This is a genomic window from Collinsella ureilytica (assembly GCF_019795105.1).
Classification (GTDB): Bacteria; Actinomycetota; Coriobacteriia; order Coriobacteriales; family Coriobacteriaceae; genus Collinsella; species Collinsella ureilytica.
The window spans coordinates 108749-132456 of the sequence record NZ_JAIMFO010000008.1 but is presented as its reverse complement, the minus strand read 5'-3'; the positions used below and the strand labels follow the sequence as shown (position 1 = coordinate 132456).

General features: G+C 51.7%; 22 protein-coding genes. 16 read left to right on the top strand and 6 right to left on the bottom strand.

What is annotated here, in order from left to right:
• Window positions 1–10 precede the first annotated feature (10 nt).
• The 4 genes from dhaM (at window position 11) to K6V98_RS07710 (ending at window position 3995) form a co-directional block, all read left to right on the top strand.
• A complete protein-coding gene (gene dhaM, locus K6V98_RS07725) occupies window positions 11–391 on the top strand; it encodes a dihydroxyacetone kinase phosphoryl donor subunit DhaM (RefSeq protein WP_222199948.1) in 381 nt (126 codons plus the stop codon).
• 24 nt (window positions 392–415) lie between these two features.
• Window positions 416–1240, top strand: coding sequence for a DeoR/GlpR family DNA-binding transcription regulator (locus K6V98_RS07720; protein WP_222199947.1), 825 nt, complete (start codon window positions 416–418; stop codon window positions 1238–1240).
• Between the two features lie 82 nt (window positions 1241–1322).
• Window positions 1323–3635 carry a DNA/RNA helicase domain-containing protein gene (locus K6V98_RS07715; protein WP_222199946.1) on the top strand — a complete coding sequence of 771 codons (2313 nt, stop codon included), beginning with the start codon at window positions 1323–1325 and terminating at the stop codon, window positions 3633–3635.
• Window positions 3636–3656: 21 nt separating this feature from the next.
• Entirely contained in the window at window positions 3657–3995 is a 339-nt protein-coding gene (locus K6V98_RS07710) for a nucleotide pyrophosphohydrolase (RefSeq protein WP_222199945.1), read from the top strand.
• Window positions 3996–4071: 76 nt separating this feature from the next.
• Here the strand turns inward: K6V98_RS07710 and K6V98_RS07705 are convergent, their stop codons facing one another.
• A complete protein-coding gene (locus tag K6V98_RS07705) occupies window positions 4072–5478 on the bottom strand; it encodes a hypothetical protein (protein ID WP_222199944.1) in 1407 nt (468 codons plus the stop codon).
• 244 nt (window positions 5479–5722) lie between these two features.
• Between K6V98_RS07705 and K6V98_RS07700 the strand changes: the two genes are divergently transcribed.
• On the top strand, window positions 5723–6718 hold the full coding sequence (locus K6V98_RS07700) for a Fic family protein (protein ID WP_222199943.1): 996 nt from the start codon (window positions 5723–5725) through the stop codon (window positions 6716–6718).
• 300 nt (window positions 6719–7018) lie between these two features.
• Here K6V98_RS07700 and K6V98_RS07695 read toward each other — a convergent pair whose 3' ends face one another.
• Entirely contained in the window at window positions 7019–7228 is a 210-nt protein-coding gene (locus K6V98_RS07695; RefSeq protein WP_222199942.1) for a hypothetical protein, read from the bottom strand.
• Window positions 7229–7420: 192 nt separating this feature from the next.
• Here K6V98_RS07695 and K6V98_RS07690 point away from each other — a divergent pair, with 192 nt between their 5' ends.
• The 4 genes from K6V98_RS07690 to K6V98_RS07675 all read left to right on the top strand — a co-directional run bounded on the left by K6V98_RS07690 (window position 7421) and on the right by K6V98_RS07675 (window position 14884).
• Window positions 7421–9400, top strand: a complete 1980-nt coding sequence (locus tag K6V98_RS07690; protein WP_222199941.1) for an LPXTG cell wall anchor domain-containing protein — start codon at window positions 7421–7423, stop codon at window positions 9398–9400.
• A 210-nt stretch (window positions 9401–9610) separates the two neighbouring features.
• Window positions 9611–10312 (top strand): ABC transporter ATP-binding protein, encoded by a 702-nt coding sequence (locus K6V98_RS07685; RefSeq protein ID WP_222199940.1) that lies wholly within the window; start codon window positions 9611–9613, stop codon window positions 10310–10312.
• 2 nt (window positions 10313–10314) lie between these two features.
• Entirely contained in the window at window positions 10315–14196 is a 3882-nt protein-coding gene (locus K6V98_RS07680) for an FtsX-like permease family protein (RefSeq protein ID WP_222199939.1), read from the top strand.
• A gap of 448 nt (window positions 14197–14644) precedes the next feature.
• Entirely contained in the window at window positions 14645–14884 is a 240-nt protein-coding gene (locus K6V98_RS07675) for a hypothetical protein (RefSeq protein ID WP_222199938.1), read from the top strand.
• Between the two features lie 3 nt (window positions 14885–14887).
• Here K6V98_RS07675 and K6V98_RS08810 read toward each other — a convergent pair whose 3' ends face one another.
• The gene (locus K6V98_RS08810) at window positions 14888–15058 is read right to left on the bottom strand and encodes a hypothetical protein (protein WP_222199937.1); all 171 of its coding nucleotides are present in this window, start codon (window positions 15056–15058) and stop codon (window positions 14888–14890) included.
• Here K6V98_RS08810 and K6V98_RS08805 point away from each other — a divergent pair.
• A complete protein-coding gene (locus tag K6V98_RS08805; protein ID WP_371734547.1) occupies window positions 14981–16555 on the top strand; it encodes an ABC transporter ATP-binding protein in 1575 nt (524 codons plus the stop codon). The genes K6V98_RS08810 and K6V98_RS08805 overlap by 78 nt on opposite strands.
• Window positions 16556–16597: 42 nt before the next feature.
• Here the strand turns inward: K6V98_RS08805 and K6V98_RS07660 are convergent, their stop codons facing one another.
• Window positions 16598–17104, bottom strand: coding sequence for a DUF3021 domain-containing protein (locus tag K6V98_RS07660; protein ID WP_222199935.1), 507 nt, complete (start codon window positions 17102–17104; stop codon window positions 16598–16600).
• A gap of 83 nt (window positions 17105–17187) precedes the next feature.
• Complete coding sequence (locus K6V98_RS07655; protein WP_222199934.1) at window positions 17188–17637, bottom strand: LytTR family DNA-binding domain-containing protein; 450 nt, start codon at window positions 17635–17637, stop codon at window positions 17188–17190.
• A gap of 235 nt (window positions 17638–17872) precedes the next feature.
• Between K6V98_RS07655 and K6V98_RS07650 the strand changes: the two genes are divergently transcribed.
• The 3 genes from K6V98_RS07650 (at window position 17873) to K6V98_RS07640 (ending at window position 19403) form a co-directional block, all read left to right on the top strand.
• Window positions 17873–18508, top strand: coding sequence for a GNAT family N-acetyltransferase (locus tag K6V98_RS07650; RefSeq protein ID WP_222199933.1), 636 nt, complete (start codon window positions 17873–17875; stop codon window positions 18506–18508).
• A 211-nt stretch (window positions 18509–18719) separates the two neighbouring features.
• On the top strand, window positions 18720–19190 hold the full coding sequence (locus K6V98_RS07645) for a deoxycytidylate deaminase (RefSeq protein ID WP_222199932.1): 471 nt from the start codon (window positions 18720–18722) through the stop codon (window positions 19188–19190).
• 9 nt (window positions 19191–19199) lie between these two features.
• On the top strand, window positions 19200–19403 hold the full coding sequence (locus K6V98_RS07640) for a hypothetical protein (protein ID WP_222199931.1): 204 nt from the start codon (window positions 19200–19202) through the stop codon (window positions 19401–19403).
• A 3-nt stretch (window positions 19404–19406) separates the two neighbouring features.
• Here the strand turns inward: K6V98_RS07640 and K6V98_RS07635 are convergent, their stop codons facing one another.
• Window positions 19407–20393, bottom strand: a complete 987-nt coding sequence (locus tag K6V98_RS07635) for a diacylglycerol/lipid kinase family protein (protein WP_222199930.1) — start codon at window positions 20391–20393, stop codon at window positions 19407–19409.
• A gap of 552 nt (window positions 20394–20945) precedes the next feature.
• Between K6V98_RS07635 and K6V98_RS07630 the strand changes: the two genes are divergently transcribed.
• From K6V98_RS07630 to K6V98_RS07620, 3 genes are read left to right on the top strand one after another with little or no spacing between them, the layout of a single operon-like run.
• Window positions 20946–21800 (top strand): DegV family protein, encoded by an 855-nt coding sequence (locus K6V98_RS07630; protein ID WP_222199929.1) that lies wholly within the window; start codon window positions 20946–20948, stop codon window positions 21798–21800.
• Between the two features lie 9 nt (window positions 21801–21809).
• Window positions 21810–22379 (top strand): HD domain-containing protein, encoded by a 570-nt coding sequence (locus K6V98_RS07625; protein ID WP_222199928.1) that lies wholly within the window; start codon window positions 21810–21812, stop codon window positions 22377–22379.
• Window positions 22376–23359, top strand: coding sequence for a putative ABC transporter permease (locus K6V98_RS07620; protein WP_306792837.1), 984 nt, complete (start codon window positions 22376–22378; stop codon window positions 23357–23359). Before K6V98_RS07625 ends, K6V98_RS07620 begins: the two co-directional genes overlap by 4 nt.
• Window positions 23360–23708 lie beyond the last annotated feature (349 nt).

The window sequence follows — 23708 nt, the reverse complement described above, 5'->3', positions numbered from 1 at the left end:
GAAGACATCCATGGTAGGGATTGTTTTAGTTTCTCATTCAAAAGCTTTAGCTGAGGCTCTTGTTGCCTATGTGGCAACTATGGCTCCTGAGGCTCGAGTGGTAGCTGCTGGAGGCCTAGACGATGGCTCGTTTGGCACAAGTTACGACCTGATTGAAACAGCAATTGAAGAGAGCTTGAGCGACGATGGGGTCGTTGTGCTTATGGACATGGGCTCTGCGGTGATGACGGTCAAGATGGTGCTGGAAGATCTTGAAGACAAGCGCGTGGCTATGGCTGACTGTCCCTTTGTAGAGGGAGCGGTTGAAGCGTCGGTGCTCGCGCAAAGCGGAGCTTCTCAGGCAGAGATTCTTATCGCGCTTGCTAGAATCGGAGAGACGAAGAAGCTATAAGGTACGGGTAAGGAGGGATTCAGCATGGCGGAGCCAGCGGCATCCCAGAAACACAAGCAGGGGAGCCGGGTTATGGCTAGAACGCTTCCTGAAGAGCGTCGAGCCGTTATTTTAGACCTGCTTGGTATGCAGTCAAAGGTGCTGGTGAGCGACCTTGCCGAGCGTTTTGGAATCTCCTCCTTTACCGTACGTGCCGATCTTGATGAACTGGAACGCGAAGGTAAGCTGCGGCGCTGCCATGGAGGAGCGCTTCCGCTTACCAAGACAACGCTGGTTGAAGATTATGCACGCCGTGCGGTTACAACGTCTGAGTCTAAGCGTGCAATCGGTGCTTTAGCGGCAACCTTGGTAGAGCCGGGAGATTCAATCATTATTGATACCGGCACCACAACCATAGAGCTTGCTCGCAACCTCTCAGGCATAGAAAATCTTACCGTCGTAACCAACGACCTGATGATTGCTACCGTGATCGAACAGGTAAATCCCCAGGCAAAGCTTGTCTTTCTTGGTGGGATGGTTCGTGCGGGCTATCACTATACCTACGGTGAGCCGGTGCTTCGAGAAATTGATCACCTTCATGTTGATAAGGCATTTCTCTCAGCGAACGGCTTTACCTTGCAGGAAGGTTTTACTTCAGAGAGCTACGAGCAGGGCATGATAAAGACAGCGTATGCAGAGGCTGCATCCGAGCGGATTGCCCTGGTAGACATGACCAAATTTGGCACCATTACGTTTGCTTCATTTTTACCGTTTGATGAGCTCGACACAATTGTGACGGACATGCCTTTTGAAAAAGATGATATGCAGGCCATCTTGAGACTCAACGAGGGCTTGCGTTTTATTTCTTAAGCGCTGTGAGAGCGTGTGTCATATTGGGGAACTATTATGATCATGAAGGTATTGGTACATAGAACAGCGTTGTAGGTGTGGCATGTCTGAAAGACAGAAGATGCTCGTTGCTCAGCTCCCGTATGGCACCGGAGCTTTAGTTAGACAGTCGGCTGCTGCCTTACATAGCGATCGTGCATATCGAGAGCTTGTTGAGCAATCATTTCTTTCAGATCAGATGCACGGCGGGCTAGCCGTATTTGTTTTTCCTAAACGGCCTGATGACTATAAGACGCGGGCCACATTGTTTCATCAGCTAACCAACTCTCCAGTTGTATATATCGTTTCTATTCGTCTATCGCAGCAGCAGCTTATGAGTGGCTGGCTAGCGGATGTGATTGGCGATGTGTGCAACCGGAGTGATAAGCGCTATAAAGTTGATAAAGTGATCTATGTTGGTGAAACCAATGACATTCTTAAGCGTACTAACCAGCATCTTGCTCAGTCGCTGCGTTTAAAAGAAGCGCTTTCCGATGAAGATCTATATGAGGATTTTCGCATTGTGGCAGACGAGCGAACGCAGGCAGATAAGGTTATTCAAGCAGCGGTTGCTGCTGGATTAGAAGTTAAGCAATACGTGATTTGGCATAACTTCTTTACCAAATCTATGACCCTTGATATAGAGAACAAGTACATAGATTATTTCCAGTCTACTGATGGCGTGTTCACGCTTAACGGGCGCGGCAATGCCCAGAGAAACTATTACAAGGTTGAGGAGAAGGATAAGGTTGGTAGTCGTGCATGGCAGCGACTGTCGCTTTTTGATCCGGATCTTTTTCCTCCAGAAAGCGATATCTGGAATTCTGATCTTTATAAGATATCGCCGTTTCATGCATTAGGCGAAGAGCAGTCTAAGGCGGTTGATGCTGTCTGTAAATCTGCTGCCGCTCTATTATCAGGACTTCCAATTTGTGGTGAACGCCTTGAGAAAGCGGACTCTTCTCATCGATTGCTTGTACTTGAGGGTGCTTCTGGAACGGGAAAATCGATCGTATTGAGTACGCTATTTCTCCGTCTTTCCCAAATGCTTAGAGATGATGATGAAGAGGCCGTGGCATTAGGTATTAGGCCAAATAATCGAGTTAATCTGGTGGTTAACCAGTCGCAGCAGCTCACTATGTACTCGAATCTTGCGCGAAAGCTCGGATTAATGCGCTCTCAAAGTTCCAGCGACGCGTGCGTATATCAAGCGACGAGGTTCTTAAATCTTATGCAGAAGGGGGAAAGGACTCGACCAGATATTGTGCTTGTAGATGAGGCGCACCTGCTATGGAATAAAAGCAATCGAGGATATAGCGCAAAACGTGGACATCACGGCAATCAGCTGCTCGATATTTTATTGCAGGCTAAAGTGGTTATTGCAGTATTTGATCCAATTCAGGTGATGAGGCGCGATCAAGAATTTGATCAAGACTTCATCGATGCGATCTTACCTGCTAACCGCCTAGAGAGTGGCGACCTCTCTTACTTAGGAGCGGTAAAGCTGCGCAGTCATAGGGATACTCAAGATACGAATTCGTGGACATTCAACTCATATCATATTGGTTTGAGCGAACAGTTCCGTATTCATGCAGATGAGGAAACGATTAGCTGGATTGACCGCCTGGTTGATAAAGAGAAGCGCGGGATGGATCTGATTCCGAGTGGTGGGCTTGGCGCTTCTGGGCTGGCAGTTCAAGATACAGACAAATATGACCTTCGTGTCTATAGTTCGCCAGAGCTGCTTGCACAGGCAATAGATCGTCGACGTAAAGAAATGGAGAAGGCGGGGGCGTCGGAGACATCTCCCACGCTTACGCGAGCCCGTTCTCCGCTCTGTAGACTTTTGGCTACATATGATTGGGAGTATAAGCGCAATTCGGGAAAGACAGCAGTTGAGCTCTATGGCATTCTTCCAACGAAGCAGGGCGCGTCTGAGCTGGGTGAGATTGAATGGGTAATGCCCGACGATGCTCGGCTAGATGTAGAAATAGACTCGTCTGAGTGTATTCATTTCTCAAGAAACTGGAATTATATTGAGTCAGATCAAGAGGGAAAGCGGATCTGGTCGTCCGATCCCGATGCTGAGAACGAAGTTGGTTCGTATTTCTCCATCCAAGGCTTTGACCTGAATTATGCCGGGGTCATTATTGGGCCTTCAGTGACTTATCGCGAGGGAAAGATTGTTGTTAATCCTGCAGCGTCTAATGACCAGCAGGCTCGAGGTGAGAATGCAGAGGATCTGATCTTGCAACAATTAAAGGTTCTCTTACGTCGTGGCATTTGGGGTCTTTATCTTTTCGCGGTTGATCGAGAGCTCCAGGCAGCATTGGAGCGCTCGGCACGCTCTGTAGAAAGACTGGATTTGGAATCATAAACAGCTATTGCGGGAGTGCCTATGAGTTTTGAAGAGGAGCAGCAGCGAATTCTTGCTTTTGCGCAGGATCGAGACTGGCAACAATTTCATAATTCAAAAGACTTGGCATTATCTATCAGCATAGAAGCCGCTGAGCTATTGGAGCTTTTCCAATGGTCTGGAGAGGTTTGTGAGGCTGAGGGGAAGCTACAAAGAGTGCAAGAAGAGTTGGCAGATGTTCTTATCTACTGCATATTTCTTGCCGATCACCTCGGTATAGATATTGATCATATGCTTGCGAATAAGATGGACAAAAATGCAAGAAACTATCCAATAGACAAGGCCAAGGGCAGATCAACGAAATATACCGAGCTAGATTAGTTTCATCGAATGCGTTTTTGCCAATCGAAATAAGACAATTGTTTGAGCTAGGAGGTACTGTGCTGGTAAAAGCCTCCTAATCCTGATGGTCATAAGAGACTTTCCACGTACTGTCTAAAAAGCTGAAATCAAAACCCGGAGGACAATACGCCACGATCGATACGTACGCATTTTCAGAGAGTGTGACTTTGTCGATATACGACTTGGCAGCCTTTAAATTCTGATGGATTTTCGTGATTTCTTCTTTGTGCGCAACGTTTTTATTACCAATAATGGAAACAAATTGATAACTACTCAGCTGATTTATAGGCTTGGTACGGCAAATCGTGTAGTGATTTGTAAAACGTATTTCGGCGCCGTCAAACCATTGAGCTACATATGGAGATGATTCCCAAGAGGCAATAATGGTATGCGGAAGCAAGTTATATTGATTTCGCTCCCAGAATAGTCTCACTTCATGAAAGATCCAGCTAACATTATGCAGACGTGTGCCACAATAATCCCCGTAAAGAAAGCCAAATAACCCTTCGACTTCTTCAGAGAGCAGGGGGTAATTATATTTGTACCAAGAGGAGTTAAAGGTTAAAGTTACCAAAGCACGCTTTTCTCCTGATGATTTTGAATAAGATAGGAGAAATGAGTCCCACATTCGTCCAATATAAGCTGCAGCTAATTCAACACTCTCACGATCACTTAAGGGTCTGTCGGCTTTTTGCTGCATGATGCCTGTTGTATGCGCCAATCCAAAACGGCACGCTATTCGCTCAACGATTCGATAGCTCTTTGGCCTATTTGAGTCTTCAATTGCCATAATGCTAAAAAAGATACATCTGAGTAGTGGATCTTGGTTGTAACGAGCTGGTAGCGCTGTGCCATATTCACGCTCGTATTGAAACAGCTTCTGTTCGCTGGTATCGACAGCTCTATTGCGCTTTGCACCGTTTTTCATATCGGCGCTTATGGCAGTAAGATAGGTTCTGTAGCGAGATCTAGTCATTAAAGAAGCAATTATTTGAACTATAAAAGAGAAAAGTATTAGTTCTGCTTGAAAAGCAATATTTGATTCATCAATAAAGGTCAGATCCCGAGCGAGAATTCGAGGAGTGACGAACGTGCTAAATGCCCATGCTATGCCAACCGAACTTATTACTTCTAAGCTAAAGGCAAGTGGATCTTGCATACTGTGTCTGTAGAGCTTCATGCCCCACATAATCAGCCAATAAAAAATGACAGGAAGAACTTGCAGGGTAGGAGCTGGGATTCCAAAGGCAACTGCAATCAAGCCAATAATAGCAACAAGAACTGTACAGCATAGGGCGGGTGCAACTATTCGATAATAAACATTGTACACGCTAGTTTCTGAATCATAGTATTCTTCTAAAACGTAATCTTTTAGTCCGACTGGGCCAGCAAAACGAACGAGCAAGATAGTAGATGCTCCGATCAATAGATATACGGCAAGCCATGCTAGTGTGATTATCATATCAACTCTTATTTTTGGTTTTGGTTCGACACATCAGGCAGCAATGGGGCATTTTCTACTCCTTGTGCAGATCATACGGACATTTTTATTGTGGCGTGAGATCATGCGCCTATAAATGCCAAAAGGGTGGGAGTGCCGTTCGTTTATCTAGATCGCATCATCATTTGGCATCAGTGTATGATTGAATAGTTCAGTCAGCTCAAGCATTCTTTGCTTGAGAAATTGTTTGTATAGGGAAATGCTTATGCAATATCAACCTCCCTTCACGCTCAACAGCCAGATTCTTGATCTTGTTGCTAATATTGCTCAAAAAGTTGGCCAGGTAGATGCGTATGGTCAGCTCAACCGCAGCCCGCGCCTGCGCAAGAAGAATCGTATTCGTACCATTCACTCATCACTTGCTATTGAGGAGAACATGCTCTCGCTGGAGCAGGTTACAGCGGTAGTCGAAGGCAAGCACGTCATTGCGCCACCTAAAGATCTGCTTGAAGTGCAAAATGCCATCAAGGTTTATGAGGAGATTGATTCTTTCGATCCAACTTCTTTAGATGATCTCTTGCGTGCTCATAAGGAGCTCATGGGAGGGCTTGTTCAAGAGCCAGGTAAATTGCGCAGTGGCAACGTGGGTGTTTTTGCAGGTGACAAGCTTATTCATGCCGGCACACCTGCAAAATATCTACCAAGCGTTATGGCTGATTTGTTTGCATGGCTTGCTGCTGGTGATGTGCATCCGCTTGTTGCCTCGTGCGTGTTTCATTACGAGTTTGAGTTTATTCATCCATTTCAGGATGGCAATGGACGCATGGGCAGGCTGTGGCAGACACTCATTCTGAGTAGGTGGAATTCACTTTTCGCGTGGCTCCCCGTTGAGACGCTGGTCAATGAGTGCCAGGATGAGTACTACGATGCGCTTACTAGCTCGGATGAGCAGGGTGATAGTACACGTTTTGTTGAGTTTATGCTCGGCATGATTTCTCACGCACTTGATGATGTTCTTGCTTCCGACAGTGTTGTCGGTATAAGTGACGGTATAAATGTCGGTATAAAGAACGATGCAGCAGCCATGCACGAGCGGCTACTCCTGCTTGTCCATGAGAATCCAAGCATCACCGTTAAGCAGATGGCCTCTGAGCTGGGAATTAGTACACGTCAAGCAGAGCGAATCGTATCCAGCTTAAAACGAGACGGTAAACTTATTCGCATTGGTGCTAATCGTAACGGCCGCTGGGAGGTGCGATAGCCATGGCCTCCTCAGTACACGTGCGTGCTTACGCTGATGAGAGGAGCGAACGAGAGATAGAGTATTCTGTTTGAGTCCGTTATGGGGAGAAAACCAAGGCAATTTGGATACTTTAAATGCGAGGCTCGCGTTGCTGCAGCATTTTGACTACTCCAAATGCGAGACCGGAGTTGCTGCAGCATGTTAGATGACTCTACCGGGATGCTGACCACCTCTTCGCGCTACACCCCGCGCTGCTGCAACAATTTAGGTGGCTCCATAGGGATTCAGTCTTGCTTCTACGCGCTGCACCCCGCGTTGCTAGAGTTTTTTCTTCCAGGTGGTTCCACAATCGTGGCAGTACAGGGTAACCTTGCCTTTCTTGCCCATGAGGCCACCTACAACAAAGCCTAGCGGCCCTACGATAAGACCTCCTACGATTGCTTTTCCTGCAGAAACTGAACGCTTTGAGTCGCCCAGTGCGGAAATATCTAAGCTACCGCATGTGGGGCATTTCAACCTTTTAGCCATCGAAGTCCTCCTCAAACGAAAACTATATCGTCATGGTAAACGAATGGGCGGACATAAACTGCGTACACGTGTTTTGTCTCGTTTTGCTCAGACGCAGAATTCGTATGTTTGTTTTGTTAAACTCGTCTAACTTAATCGTTCAGAGGATACCTTTTGCAGGTTCCTATTCCACTCACGAAAGGATGTGCACGCATGCGAATTGCATCGCGCAAGACGACCGCCGCCTTGGCTTCTGCTTTGGCCTTGAGTTTTACCGGCGGCATTGTATGTGGCCTGCCTGTCCCTGCTGCATTTGCAGACCCAGCAGCTGGTGTAACCCTGGCGGACGCTAAGGCAACAGGCGTAAAAACCGACATTGGCGAGTATGGTTCCATGTATGTGGTCGCGCTCTCCGAAGCAGAACATACGCACATGCTTGAGCTGCGCATTTTTGGCGAGCTCAAGATGCCCTACACCGCGCAGGACGTGGATTTTGCCGACACAGATGCCAATTGGTACAAACCAAATAAGTACATGAAAGGTAGCTTTGAGTGGGCACCAACCGATTCCACCGTTGGAAAATATGATCGTACGGTGTTTCAAAATAGCTTGCCGGTAAACATTAAAAAGGGCACCAAGAGCATTCGGATGGCTCTTAAGGGTGAAGAGTTTGATCTTAAGCTTCCCGCAGGCTTAACTCAGCTCGATCTCTCGCCGCTGCAAGGTGCGTTAACCGAGCATCGCAATCAGTATGAGGCTGCAAAGTCTCAAGGTATGAAGATTGTTCCTGAGACTGCTCAGACCTTTGAAGCTGCGATGACCAAGGCTCAGGCACTGCTTGAAAAGGCCGAGCAGAATCCAACAGCAGTCACCCAAGATGAGTTGGCTGCGGAGCGCATCAAGCTCAATGAGGCCTTTGCTGACTTGAAGCCGGCTCCGTATGAGCGCGAGGCACTTGCTCGCTCTCTTGCCGCAGCAGATGCGGCTATCGCGCGCATCCCGCAGCTGGCCAAGCAAAAGCAGGGCTATGAGCGGGCTGGCTATAACGCTTTTTATCGTGCATACCTGAGCGCGAAAGAGCTTATGGATAGCAAAGATCTCACCTTCATTTTAGGTCCTCACGAGGGCGGTCCTTTAAAGACCCAGCGCGATTTTGACAATGCCGCCCGCGATCTGGCAAGTGCCACCACACAGCTTTCCGTTATTGCTATGGAGCCTGCCAAGACCGAGAGCCTGCGCAACGCTTTCTTTGCAGCTCTTGAGCGCATGCCGTCTCAAGGTCACGGGTGGGAGCCAGCTTCTGGCACACGTTTTATGAAGGCTTTGCAAGCTGCCCAGCTCCTGCTCAACACGGCCTATCCGGAGCAGGCCGAGCTGGATGCTGCCCTGACTGAGCTGACGGCGGCAGACAAGGCGCTCACTGAGGTTGCTTTGGATCAGGCGACGACCTATACGATGTCAATCCGCTTCCGCCATCCCGATCAAGGTGCTCCCTCCGCTCTGATTAATGCCTACTTTAAGGATGAGTCTGGCTCACAGATAACAGTGCCAATCACCGGCGTACTTCCCGGATCAGAGCAGCGAATCTATCTGGATAACTTCACGCTGATTAAGCAGTTTAAAGACTATAAGCCTGAGGTCTTCTTCTATGGCTCGGATGACACGAGCCTGGGCAAGGTTCGCCTCTTTACTGATAAAGATGGTCGTCAGTTCATATCCTTTACCGCCGAGCGCAATGCCGATTTGGACGTGCAGTACGTATTGGGTAAAGACGATCGTCACGCGCCCGACGCAGGTGGTGGGCATACTGAGGAGCCCGGTGCCAAAAATCCCGGCGCAAAAGACGAGCAAGAAGAGCACGTAGACACGCAGGAAAATCAGGGACAGACCCCAGGGCAGACCCCAGGCCAGGGCGATAGCAAGTCGCCAGGCCAGACCCAGGGGCAAAACCAGGGACAGCGTGGTGGCCAGACCCAGGGGCAAAACCAGGGACAGCGTGGTGGCCAGAGCCAGGGGCAAAACCAGGGTCAGAACCACGTGACCAACTCGGATCAGAGCCACAGCAACAATAAGAAGGCCAGCCGTAATCTTCCGCAAACGGGAGACGCTGCTTTTGCTGTAGCGGCGCTCACAGCTGGTGTCTCCTCGGCGATCTTGCTTGGTGCTGGCGCGGTACTCCGCCGCCGTCGCTAAAACGATACGTTCTTACATGGAGCACATGTGTTGGCATGAGCTCCATCCGTTTCATCCGTTCACGTACCACCGCCGCTCAACGACGCTGCGCGACAATCGTTCACGTAGTGTCGAGCGGTGGTTTTCTGACGCCTGTACGATTGCTATCCTGAGATCAAGCGACAGAGTGTCGAGTCAATTGCGCTTCGCTTGCAGCGGAATGGTGGTCACGTGGCGTATATCGAATTTGAGCAGGTGTGCAAGGTTTACGGATCCGGTGAGGCTGAGGTTCGCGCCCTCGATGGTGCGAGCTTTGAAGTAAACCAGGGCGAGCTTGCGGTTATCTTAGGTGCCTCGGGTGCGGGCAAAACAACGGCTCTCAATATCTTGGGCGGCATGGATTCGGCCACCTCAGGCCACGTTATGGTAGGTGGGCGCGACATAAGTGCTGCTAGCGAAGATAAGCTCATCGAGTATCGTCGCTCAGATGTGGGCTTTGTTTTTCAGTTTTACAACCTGGTTCCAAACCTGACTGCCTTAGAAAATGTGGAGCTTGCCACCCAAATTTGTCCCGATTCACTCGATCCTGCAGAGACCCTTGCCAAGGTAGGGCTTGAGCACCGGATGGGCAATTTTCCTGCGCATCTTTCTGGTGGTGAGCAGCAGCGCGTGTCTATCGCTCGCGCGATTGCTAAAAATCCTAAGATTTTGCTCTGCGACGAACCAACGGGAGCACTTGATTACAAAACAGGTAAGCAAGTCTTGCAGCTCTTACAAGATACCTGCCGCCTTTCTGGCCTAACCGTCATTATTATTACGCATAACTCGGCCTTAGCGCCCATGGCAGATCGCTTAATTCGCTTTAAGAGTGGGCGGGTAACCTCGCAAGAGCTCAATCCATCTCCTGTGCCCATTGCAGAGATTGAGTGGTAGCAATGGGTGGGCAAAGAGATCCAAAAGTTAGAAGGGCACCGCAAACGGCTCGCTCACGCCGCTTGAGTGCCTTGTCAGCCGATATTCGCCGAACTATCACCGGCAATCTCAAGCGCTTTGTCTCGCTTTTTGTCATTTGTGCGTTGGGCTCCACCATGCTGGTGGGCTTAAAGGCTGCCTGCGATGATCTGCGCTTGACTGCAGATTCGTATTTTGATACTCAGCGTCTGTTTGATCTTTCTATCCGCTCAACCTTAGGCCTCACGGATGCTGATATTGCAGCGCTTGCAGGCCTGTCAGACGTGGATTACGCCCAGGGCGGCTATACGGAGGCGGCTTTTACCGAGGTGCACGGTAAGGCCGAAAAGGTCGATCTCAAAGCCTTGGTGTCGGGAGATCTCAATAAGCCCCTGCTTATAGACGGGTGTTTTCCAAGAGACGCACGCGAGCTCGTGGTAACTCAGAAGTATGCGCACGCAGCGAAAAAAAAGATTGGCGACACGGTACGCTTCTCTTCAGGTGCAATTCTTGATGAGGGGGACGAACCGAAGGCTGATCCAGCGAGTGAACATGAAACCGACGCGACGCAGGGAGCCACAACAGATGCGAACGACATAAAGGATACGGAGCTGCCAAAGCGGGGAGATCCCGTCTTTTCGCGCGGTGTTTATACCATCGTTGGTGTGGTGCGCGATCCTATGGATGTAAATCCCGAGTCTGAGACCATGACGTTTCGCACAGGGTCTATTACCAAATATGCCTTCTTTTTGTCGCCTGAGGCAGTCGTTCATCCCAATACGTATACGGTGGCATACCTTGCCATCGCAAAAGCTCGTGAGCTTCCTTGCTACTCAGATGCGTATCGCACACGGATTGAAGAGGCAAAAACCAGTATTGAAACCATTCGGGATGCTCGTGAGCGTGGCCGCACAGCGGATGTAAAGGATGAGGCGAGCGCCCGCGTTGATGATGAAGAACGCCGAGCTGAGCGTGAGCTTGCTGACGCCGCCACAAAGTTGCATGATGCAGAGCGTACCCTTGATGCGCAATCAGACGAGCTGAGCAGAGGCAAACGTGAGCTTAGTTTGCAAGAAGCATTAGCAGCAAAAGAAATTCGTGCCGGGCATGACAAGATTCAGAGCGGGTATGCAGAGCTTGCAGCAGGGGAGGAAGAGCTTGCAGCCCGTGCAGGGGAGCTGAGCGCAGGTGCTGCGCGCCTTGCAGCAGGGCGATCGGAGCTTGGTCGTCGCCGCGATGCTGCATATGCTGAGGCGGAAGCAGCGGTAACAGCTCAGCTCGCCGCCCCCAAAGCAGAGCTTGCTGCCCAGACGAAGACGCTTGATGAGGCCTATGCTCGGGCAAAATCGGAGCGCGACCGCCTGCGTGATGCCGCTCAAAAACTCGGTCTTGTTTGGCCAGATCAGGCGTGGTCAACCTTTGAGGAGCTTACGGCTCCTGGGGCTGAGGTAGTACCTGAGCAGGTGGCCAGCGCAAAAGAAGCTCTGGCAGGAAAGGCCGCGTCTGCAGTTGCCGATGCGCGCCCCAAGCTCACTGCACAAAAAGCCGAGCTTCAAGCTGGTGAGGCCGCACTTCGTCCTCAGCTCGAGGCCGCTAAAACCGCTCTCGCAGCGCTTGACCCAGCTAATCCTCAACATGCCGAACGCATGGCTATGCTCAAAAAAACAATTGCCGAGCTTGAGGCTCAGCTCGCTGCGGTGCAAGAAGGCCTGGCTGGTATTGAGTTTGTGCTGAGCGGCGGCTGGGAAGCGGCGCTTGTAAGCCTCAGCCAAGGCTTTATTGATATCCAGGCAGGATACGCCCGCCTCGCTCAGGCAGCGTCTGAGTTAGGCCAGCGCGAAGCAGAGGCTCGCCAGCAAGCGCGTGCAGAGGTTGATCGGGCAATAGGGCAAGCAGCCGCAGAACTTGCCAATAAGAGCCGCGAGCTAGAGCAAGGACAAGCCGCTCTTAAGCAGGGGCGCGCCTTGCTGGATCAAAACCGGATCCGCCTGGCCGCAGGCCTGAGCGATCTTAATGCCCGCTCCGCTGAGGCAGACCAGCGCTTTGCTGAGGCTCACGCAGAGCTTGATGCAGGTGCACAAAAGCTGGCAGATGCCCGCGAGGAGCTTCGAGCGAACTATCAGACTTTTGAGGATGAGCGCTCAGAAGCTCACCAAAAGATTGCCGATGCGAGAGCTGATATTGAAACTATTGAGCCTGCAACGTGGTATGTACAGGATCGTTCCGTCTTGCCGAGCTATAACAGTGTGGACTCAGATGCAAAGTCGATCGAGGCCATTGCCACGGTTTTCCCAGCAATCTTTTTTATCGTAGCGGTGCTCATTGGCTTAACGACTGCCACACGTATGGTGGAAGAAGATCGAGGCCTCATTGGCGTATATAAGGCGCTTGGCTATCACCGGAGCCAGATCATGGCCAAATACCTCATCTATGCATGTACAGCCTGTATTTCTGGTGGTCTTGCGGGAACGATTTTGGGTTTTGTTGCCTTGCCCGTGGTAATTTTTACGATCTTCCGCACGATGTATGCTCTCACCGATTTTGAACTGCACGTAGATCCGATGTCTGCTCTGGTGAGCGTGGCACTTTTCACGGTGGGTATAACCGGCGCGGCTGCTCTGGCGTGCCGCCAGGAGCTGCGTGAGGTACCTGCTTCGCTCATGCGCCCGCGCGCTCCCAGAGCCGGTGGCCGCATTATGCTTGAGCGCATTCCGCCGCTTTGGCGACGCCTTGGCTTTTTGAATAAGGTGGCAGCCCGCAATTTGTTCCGCTACAAGAAGCGTGCCTTTATGACCATCTTTGGCATCGCTGGTTGCACCGCCTTGCTTATCTGCGGCTTAGGCATTCGTGACACGGTGATTTCTTTAAAGCCGCGCCAGTATGGGGATGCCGGAATTGCCCGCTATGACTTGATGGCGGTAACGGCAGACGCGGACTTTGAGGAGGCGCGGCAGGCACTCTCAAACTCAGGCGAGGTATCTGAGCTTTTATGTGCACGGATTGAAACAGTAACTGCTGGGTTTCAGGGCAAGCGCGAAGACATGCAGATTGTGGTCTTGCCTGACGGCACCGATCTCTCTGGCTTTGTAAAGCTGCAAGATGGCCAGGGGAGTGAGTTGCAGCTTCCCGCACATGAAGGTGGAATTTTTACTAAAAACGCTGAGCAGGTCTTGGGCTTTAGTGCAGGAGATGCAGTGAGCTTGCAAGATGTGAGCTTGGCTGAGGGAAGTATTCCTGTCTCTGCGATTGCCATTAACTACCTGGGCAATTTTGTGTATATGACTGAGAGTGCCTATCGTACCGCCTTTGGAACCGCCCCGGTGCAAAATGCCTTCTTTGCTCACCTTACCGGGAGCGAGGACGACCAAATTGCCTTTGCCAAAGACCTTGGAGATGACGGACTGTTTGTAAGTCTTTCAAGCACCGCGCAGATTGCGAATAGCTTTTCTGAGAGCTTTAAGATCGTCGACGTGGTGGTCTATATCGTGACTGTGATGGGTGCGGCCCTGGCCTTCGCGGTTGTCTTTACGCTTTCTACTACGAATATATCTGAGCGTGCGCGTGAGCTTGCCACCATCAAGGTGTTAGGGTTCCGTCGGCGTGAGGTCTATCGGTATATCAATAAAGAAACGATTGTCTTGGCCCTTTTAGGCATACTCGCGGGCTGTCCCTTGGGATATGCCATCACGCGTTTTCTGACCTATGTACTGCGAATGCCGTCGCTGTTCTTTGATACCGTGGTGGCCTGGCCAACCTATTTCATTGCTTCTGCCGTGACCTTGGCCTTTGTGGTCGTAGTGAGCAAGATGACCAACCGATCGCTTGATCGTATCGCGATGGTAGAAGCGCTCAAAAGCGCTGAGTAGGAATGCGTGGGAGCTGGTGAGTCTCCCGCGCGTTCGCGTCGCACCCGCTCACGCTCGCTCACGGCACCTGCGCCCACCATACATTCGCTGCCATCCACTTCGTTGCATCTGCGCTCACTCATGTCCACGCCTCTCGCACGACTACGCTTTCCGGGTGCCCGCGCCCATGCTCACAAGTCCGCATCCACGCCACTCTCATGCCCCTGCGCTCACTCACGCATGCTCAAGCTCACTTGCGTGCACCACTCCCGTTCACGCAAGCCCGCACCCACGCCCGCCCACGTCGCCCACGCCCGTGTGCCATCCACGCCTGCACCCTCCCAGACCCCGTTCTCCCCATGTTTTTTCACCCAATCCCCCCCCTACCTTTGGCTTTAGTAGGTGTATGCTAAAGCTAACTTTCTAGGTGAGGGCTGAGCGTTTCAGCCTCATTACATGAGGAGGTGCCATGGCGAAATCTGAGAAGAAGTCTCAAAAGACCCCCGAAGAAAAGTGCACAGAAATTATGCAGGGGATCGATGCGTATGGCTTCGATATTCCAGACGACGTACGTGCGCAGATTGAGCGTCAGATTACGGAAAAAACCGAAGACCCCATCGATATTGGGCGTTTTACCAAGGAGTTCTTTGCCTTTTCTGGCGTTTCATTCTCACAGATGGGAGTCTCCATTCTGCTCTCGATCGTGTGAAACCTACTTCAGCTTGCCGGTGCGGTTTTTGCAGCATATGCGGCGGCTTGGGTATTTCATGCAGCGGTCTTTGGTGAGGCAGATTTTAGCCAGCAGATCTTTGCGGTTGGCATAGCCCTCGGAGCGCTGGCGCTTCACCTGCTCATCATTGCGATAAGCAGCATGATCTCGCATCGCATTGCCTTCAAGGCGCTTCGCGGTTTGCGTTTGGCTTTGTTTGATCGGCTTTCCCAGATTCCTCAGGGGTATTTGGTAGAAAACCCCATTGGACGTGTTCGTACCCTTTTGGTTGATCGCGTTTCGAGCCTTGAGGACTGGATTGCCCATGTGATGCCTGAGGCTCCTGGCCGCTTGTCGGTGCCGCTTGTCTCGCTCATCGCACTTTTCGTGATCGACTGGCGCGTTGGTTTTGCGGCACGTGCACCTGTCCCGCTCGTCATTGTAGGCATGGGCATTATGATGGCCGGTTATGAGTCGCGTATGTATCTCTGGATGGGTTCCAAGGCAGCACTTGCAGCTCGCGCTGCCGAGTATATTCAGGGCATTCCGGTGATTAAGGCTTTCTTGCAAGAAGACGCATCATTTAGCCGGTATGCAAAGAGCGCACTGCTCTACCAAGACACCACCATGGCCTGGTGGAAGCAATCGTGGTTGGGCTCAGGTGTCATGAACGCCGCAATGAACTCACCGCTTTTGGCTGTGGTGCCCGTGGCCTTTGTTTTGTATGGCGCAGGTGAGCTGGATATCTTCCGTTTGGCTTTATGCTTAACGCTGCCGATTGGTATCTTGCAGCATGTATTTGCAATTGTGCACAATTTTGAGCTCTTCCAGATGGTGGTTCCCATTTGGGATGAGATTACGACCCTCCTCAGATACCCTGCGCTTGATCGTCCTTCTGCAACAGACCGCGCCGAGCTTGATCCTCAGCAGGGTGTGAGCTTTACCGATGTTCATTTTTCTTATACCGACGGACTTGAAGTCCTCCATGGCGTGAACTTTACGGCTGAGCCTGGTCAGGTAACCGCACTCGTCGGTCCTTCTGGTTCGGGCAAGTCAACCATTGCCCGGCTCATTGCTTCGTTTTGGGATGCAGACCAGGGCTCAATTACCTTAGGTGGTGTGGATCTTCGCCAGATCCCCCTGGATCAGCTCATGGAAGAAATCTCTTATGTGTCTCAAGATACCTATCTTTTTGAGGGCACGATCCGAGACAATATTCGCCTTGGCCGCCCAGATGCCACGGATGAGGAGATTGAAGCAGCATCACGTGCGGCACGCTGCCATGACTTCATTATGAAGCTGCCTGCTGGGTACGAAGCCGATGCAGGAGAGGCTGGCGGTGCGCTTTCTGGTGGAGAGCGTCAGCGCATCTCTATTGCGCGAGCGCTGCTTAAAGATGCGCCGATCATCTTGCTTGATGAGGCCACGAGCTCGGTTGACCCAGAAAACGAGCACGAGATTTTGCGCGCACTTGATGAGCTAACGCAGGGGCGTACCGTGATCTCAATCGCGCATCGCCTGTCTACCGTAGCCGATGCCGACCAGATCTTGGTTATCGATGATGGTCGGCTCGTGCAAACCGGAACGCATGATGAGCTTGCAGGTACCGAAGGTATCTATGCCGACTTCCTGGCGGCTCGCCGCCGGGCAGCAAACTGGTCAATGGCGTAACAGTAATCGCTTTCGGGGGCTCGTACTCATTTTGTCGCTGAGTTATGCGCGAGGGGTGCGAGCTCCCAATCTCTGGTTCATCTGTGAGATCTTATGGCGAATGGAAAACCAGATGATGAACCAGATGACGAAATAGATAGCAGAGGCGATGGCAATAAAGCTGATGAGCTGGGGTCCCATCTGCGCCCATTGAAGATAGATACCAGCTACGAGCAACGAGCCGATAACGATCAGAAAGTGCAGAGCGGTTGCTGCGGCGAGCGAGAGCCGATCGAGGTCAAAGAGACGCCGAGGGAGGTTCATCGTAAGACCGAGGAGCGCGTAGACAATTCGCTCAACCAAAACGGCGGTGTGCTCGTTTGCAAAACTTGCTAAAAAGCTCGGAACCCCTGGCACATAGGCGCTTCCGCCATGAACGGCAGAGCCCAGAAGCTCAAGGGTGGTTCCGATAACAATACCGCCGAGCATGCCAAGAATAATGTCTCGAGACAGTGAGTTGCACGTTACAGATGGGTGTTCGTTGGTGCGTGCTTGCATAGTGGTAGTCATCGTTGCTCCTTTATCTAAAACCTTGAGATATACCGTGAGAAACACGCTCGATTTGAGGTGCTTTGGGCGCTTTGTGGTGCGCCTTACAGGGAGAGTGCTTGCCGGAAGGCTCCAAGCGAGCGGCGAGATACAAAGCAATCGGTGCCATCGGCAAGGCGCAGACGGATCGTTCCTGATAAGGAGAGATCCATCTTGGATACGTAGTTCAAGTTCACAATTTCGCCTTGGTTGATCTGTACAAAGTCTGCCGGATCAAGAGAGCTTGCAAGATCTTTTATGCGTGTTCGCACGCGCCATGATCCCGAGCGCGTTTGGGCAATAACGGCACGCCCTTCTGTATGAAAGCGCATGATGGTATCAACATCGAGGATCCGTGCTTCAGATTCCGCCTCGCCAACAATGCGCTTGAGCACATCATTTGCCGCGAGAGACACCAAGCGGTGAATGCGCTCAACTTCCTCATCAATTTCGCGCGCATGTATGGTGACGCTAGTTTCGGTCACGCTCGGATCGGTTTTGATGGTGATCTTCATCCCTCCTCCTTTCGCTCATCTTTGGCTATACCTATTGAACGGCATGGCAAGAATCGGAGCAATAGATTTGGAATATCCGGTAGAGAAGCGTGCCTATGCGGTTATGGCTGGCCATGTGAGGTGCGTTCATAGCTCGTATGCGCCGCCTTCCCTGCGATCACAGGGGCTGCATACCCGTATTCTTTGCATGAGGTAGGCTAGAAGCTCAGAATAGATGCAAGGAGTGAGGAAATATATGCGCAGTGGTAGCACAGTTGTGTATCGGACATTTCAGGACACGGATTTTCATGCGATTGCCCTCATTATGGAGCGGCTCTGGCATGCAGATAGTCCCAATCCTGACTTTAATCGGCTTGAGAGCCACCACGATTGTGCCTATATGCTTGCAAAAGCTACCTATTCTCAAGTTGCAGTTCTTAGAGGTGAGCCAGTCGGCATTGTGCTTGCTCGTGCTGGTGCGCCGAATGACGCCTGGAGCGCTCGGTGGAACAAGGTAGAAGAGCAAGCTTTGAGGCAGATGAAAGCCTTCGATGATGAGCTGATGAGCAGCTACGATGCCTTTATGGAAGGGGAACGCAGGGTAAATCGCCAGCTTGCGCGCGAAGCAGAGGTAACAAAAGACGCAGGTGAGCTTGTGTTGTTAGCGGTCGACGCTGCTGCTCGCGGCCATGGGGTTGGCAAGCATTTGTTGGCATACGGAAAAAGCTATTTGGCAGAGCGCCAAGCACTTCCGGGTTATCTGTTTACTGATACCAGTTGTGATTGGCGGTTCTACGAATACCTTGGCCTAACGCGCGTTGCTCAGCATAGTGCTGAGCCTCATGAGGTAGCTATTCCGCCTGAGATGTATCTATATCGCTTGGATGCGTAGCAACCCAGTGCAGCATGCGACTCTGGGGGCGCAAGATGTGCGAGGGAAGTAGCGTACATCGTAGGGGGCTGTAGGGTTCGGCGTGTGATACGCACGATGACATAAGTGTCGCAAAAGACGGACTCACGAAGAATTAACGCCTCGCAGAAACGAGGCTGCCCTAGGGGGCGTTTGCCGATACAATGAGCCAAGTGAGACCCAAGGAGGCCCAATGTCGAGCAAGCGCACAGACGTTATTAGCTGGGACGAGTTTTTTATGCGAGTAGCTATTGCCGCCCAGCTTCGTAGTAAAGATCCAAATACGCAGGTGGGAGCCTGTATTGCAAGTACCAATAACCGTATTCTTTCGGTAGGGTATAACGGTACGCCTTCCGCCCTTGATGATGATGATTTTCCCTGGGGAACCTCAGAGGATCCGCTTGAAGACAAGCACAATTATGTGGTGCATGCCGAAGCAAATGCAGTGCTCAACTATCGTGGTTCCTTAAATGATCTAGCAGATGCCACAGTCTATGTAACTCTGTTCCCCTGCCATGATTGCGCCAAGATCTTGGCACAGGTGGGCATTGGCTCAGTCGTCTATTTAGATGATAAGTACGCCGATACCGATGACGGGCGTATCTCTCGCCGCATTTTGGATTCATGCGGGATCAATTATCGTCAGGTATCACTTGAGGTCTAAGAGGTTGTTATGAGCTTAGGTACCTTGGTTCTGGCCTTGCTGGCTGTTGTCATTATCGGGTCGATCATCTTAAAAATTATTGGCTTTGCTCTTGCCTTTATTGTCAAGATGGTCATTTTGGTAGGCATCGTAGGCGTTGCCGCCATCTTTATTCAGAAGCAGTTGAAGCGCTTGCAACATCCAAGCGATGACCACCATCGCTTGGATTCGTAAAAGCTACTCTTTTGCGTGTGGCGCATCCCAGGTAACACGGTTGGTTCGTGTGGCTGGCGTGGGGCAGATGACCCGAAGCGCCTGAGGAATTACCTGTATGTCAAAGTGCTGACCCTCGAGTTCTTCCCCATCAACTTGAGCAGGCACAGGAGTTTCAAAGGCAAGCTCAATGGTTTTGGCTTGGCGAAGGCGGAGTACTCGAGAGCGAGTATGGGTTCCAGCACGTACCATGCCTAATAATGCGGCCAAGTGAGGCAAGGCTGGCCGTGAGATGTTGTAGCAAAGATCAAAGACTCCGTCACACGGGTTGGCAGCTGGGCATACCTGAAAACCCCCGCCATAGGTGGGGCCAATCTGTACCGTAAAGATAATTGTTGGCAAAATGAGTTCGTGCCCACCATCAATATGCGCTCGGCATGGCCAGCCACGCCGTGCATGAGGGAAGAGCTTTAAGGCAGAGGTGACATAGAGGCTTTCTCCACGCAAGGAGGTATTCTTTTCACGTCGGCGAATTGTGTCGATCGCCACGGCAGCGTCAAGTCCAAATGAAAGCGTCTGCATAAAGTAGACGTCGTTGACCTGCCCGACTTCAAAATTCACGATTTGGCCTTGTACGAGTTGAGCTAGGGCATCCTCGGCATGGTTTTTTGCCATACCAATGGTGCGGGCATAGTCGTTGCCCGATCCCATGGGAATGATCCCCAAAGCTGGCCTTATGGACTGACGTAGCGCCATAAGGCCATTGACGACCTCGTGAATAACTCCGTCTCCGCCTAAGGCAATAACGCTTGAAAAGCCTGCTTCTCCGGCCATTCGCGCAAGCCCGCGTGCGTCTCCTGGTCCTTCGGTAGAAAGAATTTCATAACCTTCAGTAGCTGAGCTAAAACTTGCAAGAAAGCGTTCGGCAAAGACCCGCGCTCGCTCACCTTCTCCGCAGCCAGCGGCAGGGTTTGCAATGACGAGGGTGCGTCCAAGTGGAGAGTTGGTCATAAGGCACCTTTCCAAGGTAGCAGACGGGTGCAACATACTGATATGTGCCCATCGTGTACTACGCAGGCTTTGCTTCAGCATATTGTAGAGCAAGGGCGTATAGCGTGATGGGTACGTGTATTGCTTGGTGCGGGTAGACGTTGCGTGCGTAAGGGGCTGACCGCCGCTTGGTGCTCTTGATCGCTCCTGCGTGTGATATGGGCGCTGATGGGGGAGTGGGTGCTGCTTGGTGGGGCAAGCGCTGTTTGTTGCTGGCGGACGTTGCGCGCGTAGGGAGGGCTGACCGCTGCTTGGCTAGGGGGCAAGCGCTGCTTGGTACTGCGAGTGCACGGGTTTGACGCGTCTCAATGCCCAGCATTAAGTTCTTAGCCTCTCCAGTGCACAGGGGAGCGCCCAGGCGTGAGGCGCGCAAATGCCCGACGGATCAAGGTTTTCATACGGATTGCTCGTTTTATCCCCTCAACGCGTCGGTTCTGTTCTAGGCTAGTTCTATCGGTGTTGCTTGAACGCCACTTCCCTCAAACGCCGTCCCCTCGAGCGAATGGAGACCTCATGGCGCGGATTATTATCACGGCAGAGACAGGCTGCGACCTCCCTTTGGATGTTGCGCGCGAGCTTGGCGTTGAGCTGGTACCGATGCACGTGTCTATCGGAGAAAAAACCGTTGATGACGGTGAGATTTCTGCCGCTGAGATGCTTGAGGAGTGTCGTGGCTTAGGGGTGCTGCCGCGCACCAGTGGATGCACGCCGAGAGATTTTGCCAAGGTCTTCTCGCGTATTCGTGAGCGCGAGCCCGAGGCTTCGATCCTCCATCTTGCTTATTCTGCCGTAACAACGTGCTCCTATGAGTCTGCCTGTGTGGCTGCTGAAGGCTTGGATAACATTGAGCTTTTTGATACCGAGCAGGTTACGATCGGCCAGGGTTTTGTGGTGAGCGGTGTTGCTGCGTGGCTTCGCGAGCACCCTGAGGCTCGTTTAAGCGAGGCGCTGAGCTTTGCCCGCGATTTGGCAAGGCGCACCAAGATGTCCTTTATCCCCGGAGATCTTGGCTACTTGCGCGCTGGTGGCAGGCTTTCAAATGCTGCTTTTGTGGGTGCTACTCTGTTGCGCATTAAGCCGGTGGTCGAGATTGTTGACGGTCGGCTGGTTGCTACGAAAAAGCTGCGTGGCAAAATGGACAAGGCTGCTATCAATCTGGTGGATATGATGCTTGCGGGTGAGGATCCCGATTATTCGCGAGCCTTTCTCGTGCGTGCAACCGGTTTGCCTGATCCCGTTCAGCGTGTGGCAGAAGCGCGGGTACGCGAGCATGGTTTTCAAGAGGTGACATGGTACAACACAGGCAACGTCATTACCGCCCATGGAGGTCCGGGAGCCTTTGGTTTGGCCTTTGCTCGGAAAGCCTAGGATGCTCATATGCAGAATACCTCGCTCAAACACCCAAAAGCCCGCTGTCGAATAGATGCTCGTCGCCAATCAGCGCATGCACGTGCTCGAGAGGTGCACGTAGCTGCGGCAGAGCTTGAGCGCACCGGCAGATTTGGGCTGACGCGCACCTTTATTCAGCATGGCACGGTAAGCGTTTATGCACATGTCTGTGCGGTGGCTCAGGCCTCGCTTGCTGTTGCCGATGCGTTAGCGCGTATAGGAATTCAGGTAGATAGATCATCGCTTCTTCGAGGTGCTCTGTTGCACGATTATTTCTTGTATGACTGGCATGATCCCGATCCAGCTCACCGTCTGCATGGCTTTACTCATCCATTTACCGCCCGCGCTCGGGCAGAAGAGGATTATGAATTGACGGCTTGCGAGCGCATCATTATTGAGCGGCATATGTTTCCCTTGGTGCCTATTCCGCCAACTTGTCGGGAGGCGTGGATTGTGTGCTTGGCAGATAAGGCGTGTGCGCTTAGTGAGACGCTCCGAGGCATGGTTGCGAAGTGGCAGCGCAAGAGGTGCTCGCGCCGTAAGGGAGCGTGCGCATGAGTGAGCTTGGTGCACTCCTTGGCATGGAGGCAATCCGAGAAGCTCCGGTTTCAGCCTTTGTCCTCTCGTTTTTTGTACTTTCCTTTGCTGGATGGCTCTGGGAGTCTACGGTGTGTGCCCTGGCACACCGAGGCTCGTTTGCAAATAGCGGCTTTCTTTTAGGTCCAATTTGTCCCATCTATGGTGTGGGCTCGTTGGCGTGCTGGCTGCTCTTGCGAAATATTGAGGGCAATCTTGCGCTCTTTTTAGCCTCAGCTGTGCTTTGCTGCTCAATTGAGTATGCGGTGGGTGTTGTTCTGGAGCGGGCAACACATGCGCGCTTTTGGGACTATTCTGGCTTTCCACTCAATATCAACGGTCGCGTCTGCCTCTATGGAGCTCTTTTATTTGGTGCCGCCTCATGGCTTATCTGTCGGTTGATCGAACCGGCACTCCTGTCTGGATTGAGTTCTTTGCCTACGGGTGCCATTCGTGTTCTTGCAGTCGTGCTTACCGGCATTGCCATCTGTGACGCAGCAGCTTCGCTTGCAAGCTGGAGGAGGCTTTCTGCGAGTCTTGAGCGGTTGCGTACCGATGTTGCTGAGCGCATTGATGCAGAGCTACAAGAGGTATCCCATGGCATTATTGGGCGTATTCCCGATTCGGTGCGTGATCGCGCGGCAACTGCGAGTGTGCGCGGACGCGCGGTGAATGGCTGGCTGCTCACACTGACCGATGCGGTGATGGATGCCTTGCGTGAGCGCATCTCGCTTCCTGCTTTTGTAGCCGATGGCACCTTTGGCCTGCGTACGGCTGCGAAAAAGCTTACCGGGAATGCTCAGTCTGTACCGGCAACTTCCGCGGTCCCAAAGCTCAGTCTCAATAAACGAGAGCTTCGTTTCTTCAATGCCTTTACCCATCTCAAAATGTTGCCCTATGAGGGCGTGATTCGCCTCACTGGCCTTAAAGATCGTGCACTTGAACTCTTTGGTCGCCGATAGCGATTGCTCGTTTGAGGCAAGTGATGTGAACGCACGTGTGACACGTGCGCTCAGTGGTTGGTGCTAGCGACGCTGTGTGCGTGAGCGCGTGATGGCTGTGGCAGCAGCAAGCAGCGTAAGCGCTGATCCAAGCGTGGCAATCGTGAACACAGGTGCATGAGTACTTCGTTTCTAGAGAGGACGCATGTGCACTTGCGATTTTTATTTTTACAAGAGGACTATATCCCGGAGTGAACACGATGCAGCTCAAGTGTGCTTGATAACGGATGGTACAGAGAGGGAGATCTGTGAATCTCCCTTGTGTGTATAGGTTTTTACACAGAGTGTGTAACAATACTCATGCTGTACA